This is a genomic window from Streptomyces sp. NPDC001902 (assembly GCF_042891295.1).
Taxonomy (GTDB): domain Bacteria; phylum Actinomycetota; class Actinomycetes; order Streptomycetales; family Streptomycetaceae; genus Actinacidiphila.
On the sequence record NZ_JBIATA010000026.1, the window covers coordinates 111,788 to 131,515 of the forward strand.

19 protein-coding genes, 1 tRNA gene and 2 pseudogenes are annotated in these 19,728 nt (G+C 69.8%); 4 read left to right on the forward strand and 18 right to left on the reverse strand.

Annotated features, from left to right (window positions below):
• Positions 1-239: 239 nt before the first annotated feature.
• The 5 genes from thrC to ACFYYN_RS33420 form a co-directional block, all read right to left on the reverse strand.
• On the reverse strand, positions 240-1,328 hold the full coding sequence (gene thrC, locus ACFYYN_RS33400) for a threonine synthase (protein ID WP_500325364.1): 1,089 nt from the start codon (positions 1,326-1,328) through the stop codon (positions 240-242).
• 7 nt (positions 1,329-1,335) lie between these two features.
• Positions 1,336-2,685, reverse strand: a complete 1,350-nt coding sequence (locus tag ACFYYN_RS33405) for a homoserine dehydrogenase (protein WP_500548690.1) — start codon at positions 2,683-2,685, stop codon at positions 1,336-1,338.
• 126 nt (positions 2,686-2,811) lie between these two features.
• Positions 2,812-4,203 (reverse strand): diaminopimelate decarboxylase, encoded by a 1,392-nt coding sequence (gene lysA / locus ACFYYN_RS33410; protein WP_500366300.1) that lies wholly within the window; start codon positions 4,201-4,203, stop codon positions 2,812-2,814.
• A 19-nt stretch (positions 4,204-4,222) separates the two neighbouring features.
• Positions 4,223-5,200 carry an ArgS-related anticodon-binding protein NrtL gene (nrtL, locus tag ACFYYN_RS33415; protein ID WP_500548691.1) on the reverse strand — a complete coding sequence of 326 codons (978 nt, stop codon included), beginning with the start codon at positions 5,198-5,200 and terminating at the stop codon, positions 4,223-4,225.
• 76 nt (positions 5,201-5,276) lie between these two features.
• Positions 5,277-5,708: a response regulator gene (locus ACFYYN_RS33420; protein ID WP_500548706.1), complete on the reverse strand. Its 432-nt coding sequence runs from the start codon at positions 5,706-5,708 to the stop codon at positions 5,277-5,279.
• Positions 5,709-5,945: 237 nt separating this feature from the next.
• Between ACFYYN_RS33420 and ACFYYN_RS33425 the strand changes: the two genes are divergently transcribed.
• Positions 5,946-6,017, forward strand: a tRNA-Arg gene (locus ACFYYN_RS33425).
• A gap of 275 nt (positions 6,018-6,292) precedes the next feature.
• On the opposite strand, the gene ACFYYN_RS33430 is transcribed toward ACFYYN_RS33425, so the two are convergent.
• The 3 genes from ACFYYN_RS33430 to ACFYYN_RS33440 all read right to left on the reverse strand — a co-directional run bounded on the left by ACFYYN_RS33430 (position 6,293) and on the right by ACFYYN_RS33440 (position 10,250).
• A complete protein-coding gene (locus ACFYYN_RS33430) occupies positions 6,293-6,919 on the reverse strand; it encodes a hypothetical protein (RefSeq protein ID WP_500548692.1) in 627 nt (208 codons plus the stop codon).
• Between the two features lie 273 nt (positions 6,920-7,192).
• On the reverse strand, positions 7,193-8,044 hold the full coding sequence (locus tag ACFYYN_RS33435; protein ID WP_500548693.1) for an alpha/beta fold hydrolase: 852 nt from the start codon (positions 8,042-8,044) through the stop codon (positions 7,193-7,195).
• A 196-nt stretch (positions 8,045-8,240) separates the two neighbouring features.
• Positions 8,241-10,250: an ATP-binding SpoIIE family protein phosphatase gene (locus ACFYYN_RS33440; RefSeq protein ID WP_500548694.1), complete on the reverse strand. Its 2,010-nt coding sequence runs from the start codon at positions 10,248-10,250 to the stop codon at positions 8,241-8,243.
• A gap of 312 nt (positions 10,251-10,562) precedes the next feature.
• On the opposite strand from ACFYYN_RS33440, the gene ACFYYN_RS33445 reads away from it, so the two are divergent.
• On the forward strand, positions 10,563-11,306 hold the full coding sequence (locus ACFYYN_RS33445; protein WP_500548695.1) for a hypothetical protein: 744 nt from the start codon (positions 10,563-10,565) through the stop codon (positions 11,304-11,306).
• Positions 11,307-11,481: 175 nt separating this feature from the next.
• Here ACFYYN_RS33445 and ACFYYN_RS33450 read toward each other — a convergent pair whose 3' ends face one another.
• On the reverse strand, positions 11,482-12,273 hold the full coding sequence (locus ACFYYN_RS33450; protein ID WP_500548696.1) for a bestrophin-like domain: 792 nt from the start codon (positions 12,271-12,273) through the stop codon (positions 11,482-11,484).
• Positions 12,274-12,288: 15 nt separating this feature from the next.
• Between ACFYYN_RS33450 and ACFYYN_RS33455 the strand changes: the two are divergent.
• Positions 12,289-12,390, forward strand: a pseudogene (locus ACFYYN_RS33455) (helix-turn-helix domain-containing protein); the annotation flags it as partial.
• Between the two features lie 114 nt (positions 12,391-12,504).
• Entirely contained in the window at positions 12,505-12,735 is a 231-nt protein-coding gene (locus tag ACFYYN_RS33460) for a DUF397 domain-containing protein (protein ID WP_500548697.1), read from the forward strand.
• 149 nt (positions 12,736-12,884) lie between these two features.
• Here the strand turns inward: ACFYYN_RS33460 and ACFYYN_RS33465 are convergent, their stop codons facing one another.
• The 9 genes and pseudogenes from ACFYYN_RS33465 to ACFYYN_RS33505 form a co-directional block, all read right to left on the reverse strand.
• Positions 12,885-13,610, reverse strand: coding sequence for an LAVTG motif-containing sortase-dependent surface protein (locus ACFYYN_RS33465; protein ID WP_500548698.1), 726 nt, complete (start codon positions 13,608-13,610; stop codon positions 12,885-12,887).
• 234 nt (positions 13,611-13,844) lie between these two features.
• A pseudogene (locus ACFYYN_RS33470) lies at positions 13,845-15,219 on the reverse strand (tyrosine-type recombinase/integrase).
• Positions 15,216-15,389 (reverse strand): helix-turn-helix transcriptional regulator, encoded by a 174-nt coding sequence (locus ACFYYN_RS33475; RefSeq protein WP_360909964.1) that lies wholly within the window; start codon positions 15,387-15,389, stop codon positions 15,216-15,218. The pseudogene ACFYYN_RS33470 and the gene ACFYYN_RS33475 overlap by 4 nt, the downstream one beginning before the upstream one ends.
• Positions 15,390-15,400: 11 nt before the next feature.
• Entirely contained in the window at positions 15,401-16,792 is a 1,392-nt protein-coding gene (gene repSA, locus ACFYYN_RS33480) for a replication initiator protein RepSA (protein ID WP_500548699.1), read from the reverse strand.
• A 270-nt stretch (positions 16,793-17,062) separates the two neighbouring features.
• Positions 17,063-17,389, reverse strand: a complete 327-nt coding sequence (locus ACFYYN_RS33485) for a SpdD-like protein (RefSeq protein WP_500548700.1) — start codon at positions 17,387-17,389, stop codon at positions 17,063-17,065.
• Positions 17,390-17,400: 11 nt separating this feature from the next.
• On the reverse strand, positions 17,401-17,559 hold the full coding sequence (locus ACFYYN_RS33490; protein ID WP_319159123.1) for a hypothetical protein: 159 nt from the start codon (positions 17,557-17,559) through the stop codon (positions 17,401-17,403).
• Between the two features lie 11 nt (positions 17,560-17,570).
• Positions 17,571-17,762 carry a mobile element transfer protein gene (locus tag ACFYYN_RS33495; RefSeq protein ID WP_319133857.1) on the reverse strand — a complete coding sequence of 64 codons (192 nt, stop codon included), beginning with the start codon at positions 17,760-17,762 and terminating at the stop codon, positions 17,571-17,573.
• Between the two features lie 21 nt (positions 17,763-17,783).
• Positions 17,784-18,461, reverse strand: a complete 678-nt coding sequence (locus ACFYYN_RS33500; RefSeq protein WP_500548701.1) for a DUF2637 domain-containing protein — start codon at positions 18,459-18,461, stop codon at positions 17,784-17,786.
• Positions 18,462-18,546: 85 nt separating this feature from the next.
• A partial coding sequence (locus tag ACFYYN_RS33505) for an FtsK/SpoIIIE domain-containing protein (RefSeq protein ID WP_500548702.1) occupies positions 18,547-19,728 on the reverse strand: 1,182 nt, incomplete at its 5' end.

Consider the following 19,728-nt stretch of genomic DNA (forward strand, 5'->3'; position numbering starts at 1 on the left):
TCCAGGGCGTTTCTGCCTCGCGATGCCGCGGCATCGTTGCCGTACGGCGGCGAGGACTTGGGGGACCGTACCAAGGGGATCCCGCGAAGAGGATGCCAATGGCATGGGCCAGAACGGCGTGCGGCGGCGCCGGTGTGGGGCAAGCCTATCGAAGGAAGGTTCTCCTGCGACATAGGGCGCACGGACAGCGCGTGATGCGTGTCGCGTGCGGTTCCGTGCGCCCCTGTCGTCCCGTGGGGTCAGAGCAGCCCGAGCCGGTCCGCGGCAGTGTCGGCGTCCACCGGGACGGTGATGGGCTGCGGCGCGCCGGCGACCGCCCAGTCGGGGTCCTTCAGGCCGTTGCCGGTGACGGTGCAGACGATCCGCTGGCCAGGGTCGACCGCGCCCTGCTCGGCGGCCTTCAGCAGCCCGGCGACGCTCGCGGCGGAGGCCGGCTCGACGAAGACGCCCTCCTGCGCGGCGAGCAGCCGGTACGCCGACAGGATCTGACGGTCCGTCACCGAGTCGATCAGGCCCCCGGATTCGTCCCGCGCCTCCTCGGCGAACTGCCACGACGCCGGGTTGCCGATCCGGATCGCGGTGGCGATCGTCTGCGGCTGGCGCACCGGGTGGCCCAGCACGATCGGCGCGGCGCCGGCGGCCTGGAAGCCCCACATGCGCGGATTGCGCGTCGACACGCCGTCCGCGCGGTATTCGCGGTAGCCCTTCCAGTACGCGGTGATGTTCCCGGCGTTGCCGACCGGCAGCACATGGATGTCCGGCGCGTCGCCGAGCGCGTCCACGATCTCGAAGGCGGCGGTCTTCTGGCCCTCGATACGGGCCGGGTTCACCGAATTGACCAGCGCCACCGGGTACTTGTCGGACAGGCCGCGGGCGAGGTCCAGGCAGTCGTCGAAGTTGCCGTCCACCTGAAGGATGCGCGCCCCGTGCACCAGCGCCTGCCCCATCTTGCCCAGCGCGATCTTGCCCTGCGGCACCAGGACGGCGCACACCATCCCGGCCCGCACCGCGTACGCGGCGGCCGAGGCGGAGGTGTTGCCGGTGGAGGCGCAGATGACCGCCTGCGCGCCCTCCTCCTTCGCCTTGGAGATCGCCATGGTCATGCCGCGGTCCTTGAAGGAGCCGGTGGGGTTGGCGCCCTCCACCTTCAGGTACACGTCGCAGCCCGTGCGCTCGGACAGCACCTGGGCGGGGACCAGCGGGGTCCCGCCCTCCAGCAGCGTGACCACGGGGGTCGCCGCACCGACCGGGAGCCGCTCCCGGTACTCCTCGATGAGGCCGCGCCACTGGTGGGTGGCCGGCACGCGGCCGGCAGACACTGCGTTCATCGCTGGATTACTCCCCTTCCACACGCATGATGCTGGCGACGCCCCGGACGGTGTCGAGCTTGCGCAGCGCCTCGACGGTCGCCGCGAGCGCCGCGTCCGGCGCCTGGTGGGTGACGACGACGAGCGACGCCTCCCCGCCCTCCCGTCGCCCGCCACCACCCTGCTCGACGGCGACTCCGTCGCCGCCGCCCGGATTCCTTCCCTGCTGACGAACGGTGTCGATCGACACCTGGTGCTCGGCGAAGACCGTGGCCACCTGGGCCAGGACGCCCGGTTTGTCCGCCACGTCCAGGCTGATGTGGTACCGCGTCACCACGTCACCCATCGGGCTGACGGTGAGCTGCGCGTACGCCGACTCCCCCGGCCCGGTGGTGGCGGCCAGCTTGTTGCGGCAGGTCGCCACCAGGTCGCCCAGCACCGCGGAGGCCGTCGGCGAGCCGCCCGCCCCGGGGCCGTAGAACATCAGCTGGCCGGCGGCCGCGGCCTCCACGAAGACCGCGTTGTACGCCTCGCGCACGCTGGCGAGCGGGTGCGTCAGCGGGATCATCGCCGGGTGGACGCGGGCGGTGACCGAACGGCCGTCGGCGCTGCGCTCGCAGATCGCCAGCAGCTTCACCGTGCAGCCCATCTTCTTGGCCGAGGCGATGTCGGACGCGGTGACCTCGGTGATCCCCTCGCGGTGCACGTCGTCGATGGTCACCCGGGTGTGGAAGGCGATGCCCGCCAGGATCGCGGCCTTGGCGGCGGCGTCGAAGCCCTCCACGTCGGCGGTCGGGTCGGCCTCGGCGTAGCCCAGCGCGGTGGCCTCGTCCAGCGCCTCGGAGTAGCCGGCGCCGGTGGTGTCCATCTTGTCGAGGATGAAGTTGGTCGTGCCGTTGACGATGCCCAGCACCCGGTTGACCTTGTCGCCGGCCAGCGACTCGCGCAGCGGGCGGATCAGCGGGATGGCGCCGGCGACCGCGGCCTCGTAGTAGAGGTCCACCCCGTGCTCGACGGCCGCGGCGTGCAGCGCGGCACCGTCGGCGGCCAGCAGCGCCTTGTTGGCGGACACCACGCTGGCGCCGTGCTCGAAGGAGGTGGTGATCAGGGAGCGGGCGGGCTCGATGCCGCCGATCACCTCGACGACCACGTCGATGTCCCCGCGTTTGACCAGGGCGGTCGCGTCCGTGGTGAGCAGCTCGGCGGGCACGCCCGCGCGCACCCGGTTGGGCCGCCGTACCGCGATGCCGGCGAGCTCCACCGGTGCGCCGATCCGCGCGGCGAGGTCGTCCGCGTGCGTCGTCATGATGCGCGCCACCTCTGAGCCGACAACACCACAGCCCAGCAGCGCCACCTTCAGCGGACGCGTACGCATCATCCGACCTCGCTTCGCGGTTTACGGCTTTTCAAGCCTCTTGGACGGTCCCAGTCTCACGCACCGGACGGAAGTTTCCACGTGCTGTCCGGATCGCGAGACCGGTCTCCTTCTATGTGAGATTTCACGTCAGCCGACGTCGAGACGCAGGAGATCTTCTTCCGTCTCGCGCCGGACGATCACCCGGGCCTCGCCGTCCTTGACGGCGACCACCGGGGGGCGCAGGGCGTGGTTGTAGTTGCTGGCCATCGAGCGGCAGTACGCACCCGTCGCCGGCACCGCCAGCAGGTCGCCGGGCGCCAGGTCGGCGGGGAGGAAGGCGTCGCGCACCACGATGTCGCCCGACTCGCAGTGCTTGCCGACGACCCGGCTCAGCATCGGCTCGGCGTCACTCGACCGCGACACCAGCGCGACGCTGTACTCGGCGTCGTACAGCGCGGTGCGGATGTTGTCCGACATGCCGCCGTCCACGCTCACGTACGTCCGCAGGCCCTCCAGCGGCTTGATCGTCCCCACCTCGTACAGGGTGAACGCCGTCGGGCCCACGATCGCCCGGCCCGGCTCGACCGACAGCCGCGGGACGGCGAGCTCCGCGCCCCGGCACTCGCGGGAGACGATCTCCCCCAGCGACTTGGCGATCTCGTGCGGCTCGCGCGGGTCGTCGTCCGGGGTGTACGCGATGCCGAGGCCGCCGCCGAGGTCGATCTCGGGCAGCTCCACCCCGTGCTCGTCGCGGATCTGCCGCAGCAGGCCGATCACCCGGTGCGCCGCCACCTCGAAGCCGGAGGTGTCGAAGATCTGCGAGCCGATGTGCGAGTGGATGCCGACCAGTTCGAGCGAGTCCAGGCGCAGCACCCGGCGCACCGCCTCGGCCGCGTCCCCGCCGCCCAGGGAGAAACCGAACTTCTGGTCCTCGTGCGCGGTGGCGATGAACTCGTGGGTGTGCGCCTCGACGCCGACCGTGACGCGGACCTGCACCCGCTGCCGCCTGCCCAGCTTCTGCGCGGCGTCCGCCACCCGGACGATCTCCTGGAACGAGTCCACCACGATCCGGCCCACCCCGGCCTCGACGGCCTGGCGGATCTCCTCGGTGGTCTTGTTGTTGCCGTGCAGCGCGATCCGGTCGGCCGGCATCCCCGCGGACAGCGCCACGGCCAGTTCCCCGCCGGAGCACACGTCGAGGTTGAGCCCCTCCTCGTGCAGCCAGCGCACCACGGCGCGGGACAGGAACGCCTTGCCCGCGTAGAAGACGTCGGCGTCCGCGCCGAAGGCCTCGCGCCAGGCACGGCAGCGGGCCCGGAAGTCGGCCTCGTCCAGGATGTAGGCGGGGGTGCCGAACTCCTCCGCGAGGCCGCGGACGTCCAGTCCGCCGACGGTGGCGACGCCCTCGGCGTCCCGGGTGACGGTACGGGCCCAGACCCGGGGGTCCAGGGTGTTCAGGTCGGCGGGCGGCGCCGCGTAGTGACCCTCGGGGAGGACGTCGGCGTAACGGGGCCCGGCGGGGTGTGCGGAACGGCTCATCGTCTCGTGCTCTCTGCTCTCACAGGTGTCGGGGGGCGCTGATGCCGAGCAGGGTCAGGCCGTTGGCGAGCACGGTCCCGGCGGCGTCGGCGAGCGCCAGGCGGGCCCCGTGAACGGCCGAGGGTTTCTCCTCGCCCTTCGGCAGCGCCGGGCACTCGTCGTGGAAACGGAGGAAGGCATCGGCCGTGCGCTCCAGCAACCGCGCCACCCGGTCGGGTGCGCCGTGCCGGGCAGCGGCCTCCACGGTGCGGGGGAAGTCGGCGATCAGGCCGAGCAGTTCGGTCTCCGCGGGATCCCGGCGGCCGGATTCGGCGCCGGGTTCCAGGCCCAGGTCGTGGGCATTGCGCAACAGGGCCCGGCTCCGGGCGTGAGCGTACCGGACCCGGAACAGGGGGTTGTCCTCGCGCTGCGCCAGGTGCGCCGCGGGGTCGGTGCGGGGGGCGTCCTCGGGGGGCGGGCGCAGCAGCGCCCAGGCGGTGGCGTCGGCGCCGAGGCTGCGGGCCAGCTCGTCCGGCGTCTCCCGTACGGGGTGCGGCCGCCGCGCGGGCGGCTCGATGCCGGTGGCCGCGTGGAGGCGGCGGAGGGCGGCGGCGTAGGCGTCGGCACGGGCCTCGCCGCTGGGTGCCGGGAGGGCCGCGGCCTCGTGCTCCCCCACCCCGTAGCGGTGGTCCTGCTCGCGTACGAGATCGACGAGGGCCTCGTGGGACTCCCCCTGGAGGGTGATGTTGAGGAACCCCGGTGCGGCGACGTCCACCCGGGCGATGCCGGGGGCGGCGGCGAGCCGGCGGCCGATGACGTCCGCGACGGCGAGCGGCGCGACGCCGGTCAGGGGGGCCAGCTGCAGGGCCACGTTCGTGGCGTAGTCCCCGCACCCGGGCCGCGGCGGCCTGCGCACGACGACCCGCTCGGGCACCGGGCCCGCGAGGCTGAGCTCGTCGGCCTCAACGGCACGACGGACCGTGGCGAGCACGGTGCGGGAGAGCTCAGCGGGGGTCACAGACGCAAGCGTAGGCGAGGAGGGGGGTAGCGACGCGAACGGGTTTCACCCTTTGGTCACCCCTGGTCACCCGCCGTCAGGCAGTGCCCGGGGTGCCCGCCGACGCGCCTTGCTGGGGTGCGTCGACGTCCTTGCTGACGAGCCCGCGCACCACGCTGAGCAGCTCGCCGGGCTCGAAGGGCTTGCTGAGGAAGGCGTCCACCCCGGCGGCGACGCCGCGCTCCACCTCGGCCTGGGTGCAGGCGCTGACCACGACGATCCGCACGTCACGGGTGCGGGGGTCCGAGCGGAGGCGGGCCGCCGTCCGTATCCCGTCCAGCCGCGGCATGACGACGTCCAGGGTCACCACATCGGGGCGCACCTGCTGCACCACGTCCAGGCATTCGGCACCATCGGCCGCGGTCACGACCTCGAAGCCCTCCAGCTCGAGGTTGACCCTGATCAGCTGCCGGATGACCTTGTTGTCGTCGACGACAAGCACCCGGCCGGACTCGCCCGGCACATTCAGAGCCTAGGCGCGCCGGATCGGATGCGTCCGCGTTTTCCCCATTCCTTCCCCGACCGGGGGACCCCGCACCGGTGCGCCGGACACGCGCCGCCGCCATGGGCTATGCCACCGGCACGCGGCGCGGGGCACGCCCGCCACCCCCTCCCCACCCGCAACCCGCCTCCCCGGAAACCCTGTACACGGACACCCCTTCCAGGCTGGTAAGGTTTCACCCGTCGCCGCCACAGCGGCGGACACGCCCCCGTAGCTCAGGGGATAGAGCAACGGCCTCCGGAGCCGTGTGCGCAGGTTCGAATCCTGCCGGGGGCACCTTGTAAGAGGTGCCAAAAGACCCCGCCACCAGCCAAGACGCTGAGTGCGGGGTCTTCGCGTATGCGCAGGCGTGTGCCGCCCGGAGTGGCCGTATGACGGGGTCCGTGGACTATCCGTGGACGGGATCTTGGAGCGTTCGCCAAGGTCAGCCGCCACATTCGACGGACCGTTACCTATGTCCGGCCAATCCTCCGGGGACGCCCGCGGCTCCAAGGGCGCCGCCACTCCCCTCCCCCGGTTGGTGCAGGGATTCGCTGACGACGGTCCCTGGCTCAAGGTTTGGGGAAGTGGACGCTGTCGCGGGCCTTCTGCTGCGTCTGGCTCACCGCCTGCTCGTCTGCCGCGAAAGCCGCGGTCATGATCTTAACGAGATGGTTGTCATCGCTGATGATGCGCATGAAAGCAACCCAGTCAGCGTCGTCAGGGTCTGTGAGACGAGCGTCGAGGACGGCGTGGCCATCAACCGTGGCCTTCTTGATATCGGTGGCCTTGAGGTCATCGCTGGGGTACTCGTTGTCCGCGCGAATGGCGAACTGGAGCTGCAAGTCCAGATCCTCCGCCAAGGTAGGGCAGTCATTAACGGTGAGGCTGGTGGACTCGTCGGCGGTATCCACCGAATACAAGCGACCGGCGCAGCTGATGTCGTCTCCGACGGACTCCTCGACGGTGGCCTCTCCGGGAAGTTTGAAGGTGATCCCAGTGGGCGAGTCGGTGGTCTTCACCCATTTCGTGGCATCGGCCTTACCGTGATCACCCTGCTCGGCCGTCATCACTGTCCCGGTACTGGCAGCCGGCGCCGGGGCGGCGAACGCACTGGTGGGAAGCAGCACACTTCCTGCAGCCAGGGAGGTCGAGCCGGCAAGCATCAGAAAGAGCTGCATCGGCGAGAGGCGGGCCATGAGAATCACTCCTTGCGAGAAATATGGAACAGTGTGCGTCCGGCGGCACCAGCAATTTGCGGGCCTTTTCCCGGTGGATGCATATCCCGTCGCACCGCCAGACTCATTTCTGGATGATGCGTGCGTCCACCTGCTCTGCGTGAACCCAGGTTCCAGTCAATCCTCTGGGTCGGCTCGCGTCATGTTCCGAGATCGCGTGGCAGGAGAACTCGGGACTTGCCAGGAGGCAGCGTTCCTGTTAGCGGGGCAAGCAGTGGTTTCTTTGCGGCCCGGTCATACGGTCAGTGTTGCCAGCGTCCGCTCGGGTGCGGCAAGGATCGAAAAATGGCCCTGGCCGGGATGGATGTGAAGGCGTGCCCCCGGAATCGCCGCGGCGAAACGGCGAGCGTGCTGGAGCGGGACGGTGGTGTCGGCGTCCCCGTGGTGGATCGACGTGGGCACCCTGATCGATTCGAGGTCGAAACCCCAGGGCCGGGTCAGCAGGCGCAGATCCTGTGCGACCCCCCAACTGCCGCGGTGGAACGCCCGCAGGTAGTTGGCCAGGAAGGCCTCGCGTGCGTCCGGCTGGGCGAGGGCACGCCGGTCGCCGGCGGGCATCTCGCTGGTCGCCAGGCGAAGGAACAGCCCTGGTGCCCAGCGCGCCAGTGAGGCCAGGCGGCCCAGAAACCAGCCACCGAAAGCCGGGGCGTGCCGGGCGAGCGGCAAGGACGCGCGCTGCCCGGCAGCCATACCGCGGGTGGGCCAGGTGGGCGGCCCAAGCGGCGCGACGAGCAGCAGGCTGCGGACGCGGTCAGGCAGCTCGGACGCGCAGGCCGCCGCGAACGCTCCGCCGCCCGAGACGCCGAGCAGCGCCACCGAGCCGACTCCCAACGCGTCCAGCACCAAGGCGGCTTCCGCAGCCCAGTCCACGACCTGCGGCAGGTGACGGGCGTCGGTGCCACCGATGCCGGGGCGATCCGGGGCGATGAGGCGCAGACCGAGCGCGCGGGCCGCGCCCGCCAAGGCGTACACGGTCAACCCGGAGTCGGCCAACCCATGGCAGAACAGCACCGCGGGCGCGTCCGGCTCCCCCACCACCTCGACCGATATCACGCCGCCGTCAGCTCGACGCAGCTCCAGCCTCATATCGCCTCCCACGACCTTGATTGCAGAGCTGCCTGAGCGCAGGTCATCGGCCCTTGCACGGGGCCCGGCCGGATCGTCGGCATGGTGGAAGCCGGTGATCCGTCCCCTCAGGGACGCCCGGGCCTGCGACCGCACCTGGCTCCAGCGGGCCATCCGTGGCCGGAGGCCGGCTGCTGCCACGCGACGGCGTTGCCCTTCACGCGGCTTCCACGATCTGCTCGGCCCAGATGGTCTTGCCGTCCCGGCTGTGCCGGGTCCCCCAGCGCTCCGCAAGCTGGGCGACGATGAACAGGCCACGCCCGCCTTCGTCGTAGGTCCGGGCCCGCCGCAGGTGCGGAGATGTGTCGCTGCCGTCCGAGACCTCGCAGGTCAGGCTGCCCCTTTCAAGGATGACGCGCAGCTGGACGGGGGGCCTGGCGTAGCGGATGGCGTTGGTGACCAGCTCGCTGACGACGAGCTCGGTGGTGAAGACCGCATCCTCGACGCCCCAGGCGGCAAGCTGACGGGACACGTGGTCGCGGGCCTCGGCGACGACGGAGGGATCGGCCGGCAGACTCCACGTGGCGACGTGGTCCGCGTCGAGGATGTGCGTACGAGCGATGAGCAGGGCCGCGTCGTCGGTGGGCTGATCGTCGCGCATGGTGCTCACAGCGGCTTCGCAAGCGGCATCGAGGTAGGCCTCGGGCCGCGCGAGGACGGTCAGGAGTCGTTGCAGTCCGCTGTCGAGGTCGTAGCCATGGGATCGGACGAGGCCGTCGGTGTAGAGAACAAGCAGGCTCCCCTCAGGAAGGTCCACCTCGACGGACTCGAACGGCCAGCCGCCCAGACCGAGGGGAGGGCCGGGCGGGAGGTCGATGATCTTGGTGCTGTGGTCAGGCATGACGACAGCGGGCGGGACGTGGCCGGCGCGGGCGAGCACGCAGCGGTGAGCGACCGGGTCATAGACCGCATAGAGGCAGGTGGCGCCGATCTCTCCCACGTCCTCGGCTTCTGGTGCGCCCGGGCCTGCCCCGCCGTCTTCGCCCTCGGCGCGGAGCCGTATGACGACATCGTCGAGGTGGGTGAGAAGTTCGTCGGGCGGCAGGTCCATGTCGGCCAGGGCGCGCACGGCGGCGCGCAGCCGGGCCATGGTGGCCGAGGCCTGTAGACCGTGGCCGACCACGTCACCGACGACCAACGCGATCCGGGCGCCGGACAACGGGATCACGTCGAACCAGTCGCCGCCCACGCCGACGCCGGAGCCTGCCGGCAGATAGCGACTCACCACCTCCGCCGCCGCGACCTCGGGCAGGTGTCGCGGCAGGCAGCTGTGTTGCAAGGTCAGCGAGGTTTCCCTCTCCAGCGTGTAGCGGCGGGCGTTGTCCACGGCCACCGCCGCGCGTCCCACGATCTCCTCGGCAAGGACCAGATCGTCGGCATCGAACGGCTCAGGCCGCTTGTGGCGCATGAACATGGCCGCTCCCAGAGCGCTCCCCCCGGCACACAGCGGCACCGCGATCGCCGAGTGGATGCCGTACTCGCGCGCCAAGGCGGCTCGGCGCGGGTCGATCGCGAGCCACTGGTCCACGTCCCCGCCCTCCAGCAACCGGGCCCGTACAGACTCGCCCGCGGCCAGAGAACGGGCGGGCAGCGACACCGGCGGATAGGTCCCCCCCTCCCCCGGCTTCAGCGCGCTTTCCGGGCAGCCCGCAAGAACGGACCGCTGAGCGACGCGGCGCAAAGAGACCGGACCCGCCATCGGTGCGGTGGGCGGTTCCTCGCCCCGCAGGACGGCATCGAACAGGTCCACGGCGACATAGTCGGCGAACCGTGGGACGGCGACCTCGGCCAGCGCCCTGGCAGTACTTGCCACGTTCAGAGCGCCGCCGATGCGCTTGCTCGCGTCACTCAGCAGGGCGAGCCGGTCCCGGGCGATCATGACTCGCTTCAGGCGCTCCTCCCGATCCAGCCGGACCCTGCAGACCTGGAGGCTGACGCCGAATGACAGCGCCACTGCCGAGACGACGACGAGCCGGCCGCCTACGGAGACCCCGCTGACCACGAAACCGTAAATGGCGATCACCGCCGCCAGGCTGAGGGCGCCCACGATCAGCGTGCGCCAGAGCGGCAGCAGCGCGGCGGCGACAAGAGGAATCAGCACCGAGTATCCCGACCACCGGACGAGGCCGCGGCCCGCGGTCTCGAGCTGCAAGACGGAGATCAGCACGAGGGAGAGGATGAGTAGCCAGAAGACGCCCCGCCCGTCACGCCAAAAGGAAGTCATGACACCTCCCTTCCAGTTTCAGACTCCCACATGACCGGACACGTGGCCCCGCCCCCAGGAGGGCGAGATGCACATCAGGACCACCAGAGGCTCCGCCGCCATCCAAGCGCGCGCCAATGAGCGTGATCACTCGTACTCGCGCAGCAGATCCTCGATCGGGCGGTCGCGACCCCCTGCCGGCCGTCGATGCATTAGCGGGACGGGCCCCTCTACTCCGCCACGTCGATGTCATCCCCGTCTGCTTGGATCCTCGGCATGACGGACTGGACGAACCTCCACCACGCCTACGGCACAGCAGAAGACATCCCCGGCCTACTTGCCGGCGTGAGCCCGAGTCCAGACGCCCCTCAGTGGAACGACCTTTGGTCCCGTCTGTGCCATCAGGGCACCGTCTACTCGGCGAGCTATGCGGCCCTGCCCGCACTGACGCGGATGGCGGGTCAGTGGTCACCTTCGGACCGACGGATGCCGCTCTGCCTGGCCGGCGCCATTGTCGGCAGCACGGATCAACCGTACGGCGACGAGGATCCCCGAACGACGTACGCCCGCGAGATGTCCGACCTGGTGAAACTGACCGAAGAAGCCCTCCAGGATCCAGGACTCGCTGGCGATCCCATGTACGTCCACTTGCTTGCCGCGCTGCTCAGCTTCGAGGGCGTCGAGGTCTGGGGCGAATGGCTCGACGGGCTGAACGACGAGGAGTACGAGGTGCCCTGTCCCGCCTGCGGTTCAGAGAACTTCATAGCCTTCGGAGAGTACGGCAACTTCTCGACCACGGACAGCATGTACATGAATCAGACCGCGGCAAGGAGGCTGCCGCTACAGCCGCAGGTCCCCTCAGCCATGGAGGGGCTCGCGCAAAGGCTGCACGCTCGCGCCATCGCGGACGGCCACCCCGCTATCGCCCACAAGCTGACCTACGTGTTCGGCACCGCGCAGTGCGCCGACTGTGATGCAGTCTTCAGCGTCGACGAAGCCATCGTTGCGCATTGGGGGTGACGACTGTGCCCGACGGGGCGAACCGGAAAGAGCGAGGGCCCCGGGCATGACATCAAGGGGCCTCGGCAGAGAGAGGCCGCATCACTCGTACTCGCGGAACAGCCCCTCGATCCGGCGGTTCGCAACCTCCGCCATCCGTCGACGCGCTCGAGGTATCTCGCCGGACCTCACCACATCAATTGCCCCAGTACTTGCTCAGCTGACCCTCCATGAATGGATGCGGACTCGCACTCACTTCGCCGGCGAAGGGGTGTTCAAGTACGAGGACGAGGGTGAGGCTCAGGCCCACCAGCAACGCGATCGATCCTACGAAGAGCAGCTGCACCTTGAGGCTCTCCACCCCGTAAAGCAAGGTGATCAGCATGACGATCAACGCTCCCCCGTAGGTGAGGACCTCCAGGAGTGGGGGCAGATGTTGCGTTGCGGCCAGGATGCGGATCCTACGCTGTGCGGTCACATCGTTCAGTCGCTCCACCGATGCGCTGTAGAAGGCCTCTTCGGATGCGTTTTTAGGATCGTAACCCTGGAGGACCCCATACAATGCCTCAAGCTTACCTGATGTCGCGCTGAGGCTATTTTTTCCCTCGCGCATAAGCGGCCATGCATCCTCCACGATAGCGTGGACGTAGTCCCCGATCGCACGGTCCAATTTTTGCTGCACATCGTCTGGAAACCCGTGGGCGTTGCGGGAAATCACAGCGAGATCTGTGGCCTCCGAAGTCACCACTGCTTGAACTTGCTCAAGATCGGTCCACAACGTCACGATGACGAAAGCAAGGACGATTCCATAGATGGCTCCGAACAGTTCAAGTACCGTGCGCGACACATCATTGGTCACGCCATTGCTCAACTCAGGAAAAATACGGCGCGCCACCAAGCAAGCGGCGAGCGACAAAACAACAACGCCGCCAACGATGAGGATCGCGAGGCTGGCCGTGTCCAGGTTGTTGAGTAGCCAAAGTCCCACGCAGGCGACTCTAAGCAGCTCGCGGCCGCGTTCGGGGTCGGCACGACCAACGCCTACCGCTACATCACCGAGGTAGTCGAAGTACTGGCCGCGCCGGCCCCGACGCTCGCAGAAAGCAGCACCTGTACCGCAGGTCGTTCGTGCCGCCCGCGCCTTCAGGCAAGATGCGCATCAGGACCATCAGGGTGATGCTGAAAGGAGAACGTCCATCCGATTGCAACAGGAGATCCCATGATGGACGCAGCCAAGAATGAGCTGTACGCAATAGACCTGACTGATGCGGCGTGGGTTACGAGCAGCTACAGCAACAGATGGGACAAGACGTGTGTGGAGGTCGCAGACCTCGGTGGCGGCGCGGTTGCGGTCCGCGATTCGCAGAACAGGGAGTTGCCGCCGCTCCGATTCACCGCAGAGGAGTGGGCCGCGTTTCGACTGGGCGTGCGTGACGGCGAATTCGGCTAGAGATTGCCGTTGGCAGCCAGGACCACCGGTTCTACCCGAGGACCCCTTCGGCAACCGCCTCAAGTTCGGAGAGCCCAAGGCATCCTGAGACGACGGCGGCGCCGGACCCTACCCGGGGCCGGCGCCGCGTGACGGCAATGCGCGGTCGATCAGTGCTGTGCGGCGCCCTTGCGGCGGCGCAGCACCAGCGCGGCTCCCGCGCCCAGCAGCAGCAGCGCGGCGAAGGCGATGCCACCGACCTGGGCGCCGGTCTCGGCGAGCCCGCCGCTCTCCGTGCCGGAGGAGTCGGAAGCGGACGGGGCGACGGTCGCGGAGGGCGAGCCGTTCGGCTGCTCACCGCCCGCCGGGGCGGAGGCCGACGGCGACGCGGAGCCCGAGGGCGAGCCGCTCGGCTGCTCACCACCTTCGGGAGCGGAGGCGGACGGCGACGCGGAGCCGGAGGGCGTCCCGCCGCCGTTGCCCTCGTCCTTGCAGTCGACCCAGAAGACCTTGTGCTTGGCGCGGCCGTGCTCTCCGTCGAAGTTCCAGAAGAGCTTGTAGTGACCGTCCGCGAGCGTGAGGTTTTCGGTGCGCTCGTGGCCGGAGCCGTCGAGGGTGAGCGAGCCGGACTTCACCGTCTCGCCCTTCTGACCGTCGGTCGGCGACCACCGCTCGATGGACCAGTCGGCCTTCTGGGCACCGTCGAACTGGAAGCCGTCGAGGTAGAAGGTGCAGACGTGCGGCTCGTTGTTGTGCAGTTCCTCGCCGGTCTTCGCGTCGTGGATCTTCACATTGCCGTTGTCGCCGGGGGCGTTGTGGGCGAGGGCGGCGGGCGCAAACAGCAGGGATGCTGCCAGGGCCGCCGTCACCGCGCCTGCCGTAGAAAGGGCGCGCATGGGCGTACCACCTGTGGGGTGTGAAACGGAATGTGGGGGGAGGCGGCCAGGTTCCACCCCGCCGACCAGCACGTCAAGGAATGGTTGACCTCATTAGTCGGACTACGTCACAACCGCCCCATAGGTCCGACATAACAATTACGCCACACCGTTCACGTTTGAAGAAGCGCCTAACAGCACGGCGGGCGGTACGCGATCGGCGCGCACATGGGTACGGCAGGAGCCCGCCGTCGGTCACTCGTACTCGCGCAACAAGTCCTGGATACGGCGATTGGCCACCTCCTGCCGCCCGTCGATGCACTTCGCGTACCGACTCAGCAGCACCTCCACGCTGTTGCCCGCCCGTTCGGCAACCTCGGTCGCGTCCACACCGGCGTTCAGCCAGGTCGACAACGCCGAGTGCCGCAAGTCGTAGGGTCGCCTGGCGAGGGGCGATGCGGCCACCGCCGGCGGCAGCGCCAGCAACCGTGCCTCCTGCCAGGCCCGGTAATAGGAGGACGAGGAGACCACTCCCCCGCCCTCGCTGAAGAACAGGCGCCCGTCACCAGCCGTCCCGAAGGTGTCGAGGTGTTCCCGGAAGGTGGCCACCAGCTGCGGGGGGGATGGGCACCCGCCGCACATCCTCGGCCGGCCGGTTCTTCAGCCCGCGATCGTCGTGGCTCTCCCCCGAGTCGGTCCATTGCTTCCCGACGCTGGGGCGCGTCCGGTGGAGCAGGGCAGTCCCCCATCCGGTGTCGGGAAGGGTGAGATCGGTATCGGCGAGGCCCACCGCTTCGGCCGGGCGCAAGCCGCCGAAATACATCGCGGCGAACAGACCAACCAAGCGCCGACCACGGGCGCGGCGGTAGCCGCCAACGTAGGACGCGGCGCACAGCAGGGCCCGAGCTTGGTGAGGGTTGGCGACGACCCGAGGATCCACCTCGCCTGAGACCTTGGGCTTTTGCCACCGGAGACCAGCGAGCGGATTCTCGGAAAACTCGCCCAGGTCGACCGCGTAGTGCATGGCGTTGACGAGCGTCCGTCGCTTCCGACGCACAGTCTCGGCAGCCGCGGCAGTACCGTCCAATTTGAGCTTGAGGGAATCGAGCACGGCACGACCGATCACCGGGTCACCGAGATCTGCCAGCGGGCGTGACGCCTTAGATACCCAGTGCAGCGCGTTGGCGATCTCCGGAGGAAGTTCCCGATCACTCGGCCCCGGCAGGACGAAGGCCCCGTTTCGCAGGGCCTTGCGCAGCAGCGCCTCGGGCGGCCGGCCGAGACGATCGTCCAGGAGCGCCACGGTGACCGATGTCAGGGATTCATTGATCCCGACGCGCGTGTTCGGCGCGGCATGCGGCCACTTCATGGCCAGGTACTTGAGCGCGAAGTCGTACCAGGTGAGCGTGGCCTTCTTCTCCGCCATGGACTCAGGGAGACCGCTACCGGAGTCGAACTCTTCACCGTCATGGGCCGCCCGTAGGATCTTGGAGCGGAAATTGTCGGCGAGCCCTTTGGTCCGGAACGTATCGGAGAAGACCTGGCCGCCCACGGACCAGCGCACGTTATAGGACGGTGTCTTGGTGTTCCGCTTACGAACGGCCCACACCTTCACGTCGAGAGACTTCACGCCGCGGTCCCCTCCAGCCGGCGCAGCCACGCCATGAAGTCACTGCGCCAGACCCGAAGCTCCCCGTTGGGCAGCTTGAAGGCGTCGGGGCCGTGGCCCAACTCGCGCCAGCGGTAGAAGGTGCGGCGCGAAACACCTCCCAGCTCCGCGAGGATCTGCGGGACGGTCATCAGTTCGTCTTTCACAGGGCAGCTCCTTCCAGGGCCAGTTGGTCGCGCAGGGCTTCGCGGGCGGTTTCGCGGTTGAGCTGGATGTCCCGGGCGATGGTCGCGGCGAGGACGGATTCGCCGGGGGTGTGGCCGTGGCCGGCGTATTGCCAGTCGGCCAGGACCAGGACGGTGTCCGGCTCCATGTCCTCCAAGCCGAGGACGTCGCGTTCCTGGGCGGCGCGGTAGTCGGCGCGTTCCTGGCGGAGTGCGCCGAGGGTGGTGGAGTAGCGGCGGGATTTGGTGGAGAAGTGGCCGCGGAAGCCGAGCATGTGCGCCCAGGCCCACAGCCGCCGGTCCGGGTAGAGGTCGTCGAGGTCGCGGCAGGCTTGGATGAGGCGGCGAGCGTGGTCGGGCACGCCGTGACGGTCGAGCTCCGTCAGTTCGCCGATGCGGCGGTCGAGGGTGCCGGTGTTCTCGGCGGCTTTGGTGGCGTACTTGGCGACGTAGGAGGCGACCGCCTGCTCCGTGATGTCCGAGCCGTCACCGAATGCCTTGACCGGGCGGACGTCGAGCTGAGTGCCCCAGCGGAACGTCCGAGCCGAGTGGTCGCCCGCGGCCGGGATCGTAATCGAGGTGTAGGAGTGCTGCGCAGCAGCCCGAACCGCGTCCTCGAGTAACCCGGTGGTGGCCCAGGACGGGGGCGCGGTGTCGGGTCCCTCGGGGCCGTCGAGGCGGATGACGGCGTGGAAGTGGACGGCGCCGCGCTTTTGGAACTCGGCGACCTTTCCGAAGGAGACCCGCAGGACCTCGGCCATGGCGCGTTGGGAGAGGCCGACGCGGGCGGCGATCTCGCGGCGGAGCCGGTTGGTGAAGCGCTGCCACAGCTGCCCGGCGTGGTTGTTGAACAGCACCGCCCCGGCATAGTCGTACCTGGCGGGGTTGAGCGCGGTCCCCAGCGCCGGGTCGTCGGCACCATGTCGGGTGCCGCAGCGGCAGCGTCCGGAGTCGGGCCGGTTGTGCACGCGCCCGAACGAGGGGGCGGTGAGGGTGGCGAAGACCCTGGGGTGATCCCGCACCGTGCCGGGGATGTCGCGGCGCTGGTCTCCGGCCAGGCCGGCGCGGATGAGGTGGTAGGTGTCGCCGGCATAGGTCCAGGCGCAGGCCGGGCAGCGCGAGGCCCGCCGGTTGCCGCAGGCGATGCGGAGCCGTCCGCCGGGTTCGTTCTCGGTGCTGTAGTGGTGCAGAGTCTCGCCGCTGGTCTTGTCTTTGGTGAGGGTCCATCCGGTCAGGTGGATGGGGTCGGAGCAGCCGCCGGTGCGGCGGATCTGGTCTTCCCAGCGGTGGAAGCCCGGGGACCCGGCCACCCGCAGCAGATCACCGAGGGTGGTCGGGTCGAGGCCCGCGAGGGTCGCGGTGTCAGGCACGGGCGCCCTCCCGCGTCCGGGCGGTGCGGAGGGTGCCGGCGCCACGGCAGGACGGGCAGTGGACGGTGAGGGTGCGCAGGTGGCCGTGGCGGTCGCGGCCGCTGAGGGTGATGGCGGCGGAGGCGAAGCCGTCGCAGGCCGGGCAGATCCGCGCTGGGGGGCGGTGTGGGGTGGGTCATGATGGGGGTTCCTTCCGGATCTCTGGTTCGGGCAGAGGCACGGCTCCCGGGGCGGGCGATACTTGGCGGTTGAGACCGCCCCGGGGGCCGGTCAGCGCTGCTGCTGGCCGTTGAGCATCGAGCGCAGCACGACGGCGCAGACGGCGACCGATGCGGCGGTGACGGCGACCGCCAGGAGCATGGAGACCAGGACCGTGCCGACGACCAGGACCACGGCCGTACCGCCGCCGACGAGCGCGACCAGGGCGCCGGGGGTGAGCTGCACAACGGGCCGGGACGACACCGCAGCAGTCGCTGTAGGGACAGGCGCGGGTGCGGGTGCCGGGGTGTGCTGGACGACGCCGGCGGTCGGCTCGACCAGGAGTGGGATGGTGACGCCAGTCGGTGCAGGGTTGGTGGGGATCTTCGGGCGGAGCATGAGCGGTCTCCCTACTTCTCGATGAGGGTGTCGATGACGGGGGCGAGCAGGCTGTCGGCGATGAGGTAGCCGCCCAGGAGCAGCACCAGGACCAGCCAGAGCGGCGGGCGGATGAGCTTGCAGCCGAGGTAGCCGACGACGATCAGGGCGAACCAGAGCGGGACGTCCACGGGCGTGCCTCCTATCGGGCCGTGCAGCGGTGGGTGCGGGCGGCCAGCTGGGCGGCGGACTGGCTGGAGTAGTCGGCGGACCAGCCGCAGCGGTCGTTGGTGCACACCGCGGCGTGCTTGGTGGTGCCGTGCCGGTCGCGGTGGGTGCCGATCTGCACGGGGCCGATCCGCATCACGGAGTGGAAGAAGTCGCGGGCAGGCATGACGGTGGTTCTCCTCTCGGGTCAGGTGAGTTGGGCGGCGATCGCGTGGGCCAGCTGGGCGGGTACGCCGAGCCGGACGCGCAGGGTGTCGGTGTCGATCGGGGCCCCGGTGCGGGCGCGGTGGTCGTCGGCGACCTTGCGCGCGTGGGCGACGAGCGCGGCCGGGACCGTCGGGGTGGCCGGCGGAGGCGCGGGCCACGAGGCAGGCAGGGCCGGTACGGGCTCGGCCACCTCGACTGCATCCGGCACGGGCTCGGACTCGGGGGCGCGTTCGACGCTGGTCGTCTCGGTCGCGTCGACAGCCGAAGTTTCCTGACATTCGGGGGCGGGACCTGGGGAGTGCACGAGGAGCGTGCCTCCAAGGAAGGCCAGAGCGGGCCATCCGGCGACGAGGATGCTCAGCCAGTCCGGCACGTGATCCAGATCGAGGAGCCCCGCGGTGGCGATGTTCGCCCCAAGGGAGGCGGACAGCGCCACCGCGAACCACAGCCACGCGGCGCGGACAGGAGCCCCGTCCGTACGCAGGATGCGAAGCCGTCGCCAAGCAGCAACGAGAAGCAGATCGACGCTGATCGGATAGGCCCACGCCTTCCAACCGCTCTGTCCGGCGGCGGCGGCGAGGTCGTGCAGGTGGGCGAAGGACAGGGCACCGGCGATCACGGCCTGCACGAGGACGGCGTCCACGCGGGGCTTGGGCATCGTCGGTCTCCTTCCTGGTTTCGGGCATGGGCGGGGTAGGGACGTGGCGCGAGGCGGTCGCGCCGGCCGTTGGGGCGGGGAGAGATCAGGCCGCAGCCGGGGCCGTTGCCTTGGCGGCCAGTTCCGCTACTGGGGTGAGGTGGGCAGCCAGGGCGGGCCGGAAGGGTGCGAGTTCGGGCACGTCGGGGGTGTTCTCGGCGTGCCGGTTGCAGGCGTTGACGGCCTGGCGGAGCGTGGTGTGGGGGGTGCGGATGCGGGCCCATCCGCCGGTGGAGTCGCCAGCCACGGCGATGCCGGGCGTGTCCGGGCTGATTTGGATGGCGGCGAGGACGGCGTCGGGGGCGATGTCGCCGAAGGCCATGTTCGCGCTGGGTTCGTCGTTGACGCGGTGGGCGGTGCGGCCGGTGAGCTGGGCCCGGAGCATGGTGATGCCCTTGCCGAGTTCGGAGCCGAAGCGCTGCCCGCAGATCTCCAGGTAGATGCCCGCGGCGCGGCCCAGCTGAGCCAAGCGGGCCAGCGCAGTGATGATCCGGTCCCGACGCTTCTCCTCGTCCTTCGTGGCGAACAGGGCGAGTTCGGCGACCTCGTCCACCAGGACCACGACCGGAACCGGCCGTAGGTGGTCGGGCAGGTCCCAGATGTCGGCGGCGATCTCCGCGTCCGGGACGTCGGCGGTGATCCGCTGTTCGGCGCGGATGAGCTGGTAGACGGCCTCCATGCGGGCGATGAGCGCGTCGAGGAGGTCGGCGGCGGTGTCGGGGTTGTCGGCCAGCGCGGAGAACCGGCGGGCCAGCGGGAACAGCTCCACACCCTGCTTGCAGTCGATCCCGACCAGGGCGACGTCCTGCGCGGCCAGTTCGGCGACCAGGTTCCGCTGGTAGACGGACTTCCCGGACTTCGTTGCCCCGAGGTTCAGGGCGTGGGGGACGGTGCGGTAGTCGCGGTAGTGGACGGCGCCGTCTTCGCGCAGGGCGACCGGGACCCGCATCGGGGTGCGGTCGATCTTCGCGGGCATCTGCACGCGCTTGAGGACGTCGTAGCCGGTCATCCGCAGCTCGACCACACCCGAGCGCAGCTCGCGCGAGGTCACCCCGTACATGCCGAACGAGTGCCGCAGCCGGTCGCACGAGGCGGCGACGTCGAAGGCGTCCTGTCCCGGGCGCAGTCCTACTGAGGTTTTCGTGTGGGCGTCGGGTGGTGACGGGTGGTGATCCCTGCGGTATGCCGTTGCTATGCGGTATGCGCAGGGTGGGGGCCTGACCGCTGA

Excerpts from the sequence above, each read along its gene's own strand:
- thrC (WP_500325364.1), bottom strand. The coding sequence starts at position 1,328 with ATGAACGCAGTGTCTGCCGGCCGCGTGCCGGCCACCCACCAGTGGCGC.
- ACFYYN_RS33405 (WP_500548690.1), bottom strand. The coding sequence starts at position 2,685 with ATGATGCGTACGCGTCCGCTGAAGGTGGCGCTGCTGGGCTGTGGTGTT.
- lysA (WP_500366300.1), bottom strand. The coding sequence starts at position 4,203 with ATGAGCCGTTCCGCACACCCCGCCGGGCCCCGTTACGCCGACGTCCTC.
- ACFYYN_RS33430 (WP_500548692.1), bottom strand. The coding sequence starts at position 6,919 with ATGGCCCGCCTCTCGCCGATGCAGCTCTTTCTGATGCTTGCCGGCTCG.
- ACFYYN_RS33435 (WP_500548693.1), bottom strand. The coding sequence starts at position 8,044 with ATGAGGCTGGAGCTGCGTCGAGCTGACGGCGGCGTGATATCGGTCGAG.
- ACFYYN_RS33445 (WP_500548695.1), top strand. The coding sequence starts at position 10,563 with ATGACGGACTGGACGAACCTCCACCACGCCTACGGCACAGCAGAAGAC.
- ACFYYN_RS33460 (WP_500548697.1), top strand. The coding sequence starts at position 12,505 with ATGATGGACGCAGCCAAGAATGAGCTGTACGCAATAGACCTGACTGAT.
- ACFYYN_RS33465 (WP_500548698.1), bottom strand. The coding sequence starts at position 13,610 with ATGCGCGCCCTTTCTACGGCAGGCGCGGTGACGGCGGCCCTGGCAGCA.
- ACFYYN_RS33475 (WP_360909964.1), bottom strand. The coding sequence starts at position 15,389 with ATGACCGTCCCGCAGATCCTCGCGGAGCTGGGAGGTGTTTCGCGCCGC.
- ACFYYN_RS33485 (WP_500548700.1), bottom strand. The coding sequence starts at position 17,389 with ATGCTCCGCCCGAAGATCCCCACCAACCCTGCACCGACTGGCGTCACC.
- ACFYYN_RS33495 (WP_319133857.1), bottom strand. The coding sequence starts at position 17,762 with ATGCCTGCCCGCGACTTCTTCCACTCCGTGATGCGGATCGGCCCCGTG.
- ACFYYN_RS33500 (WP_500548701.1), bottom strand. The coding sequence starts at position 18,461 with ATGCCCAAGCCCCGCGTGGACGCCGTCCTCGTGCAGGCCGTGATCGCC.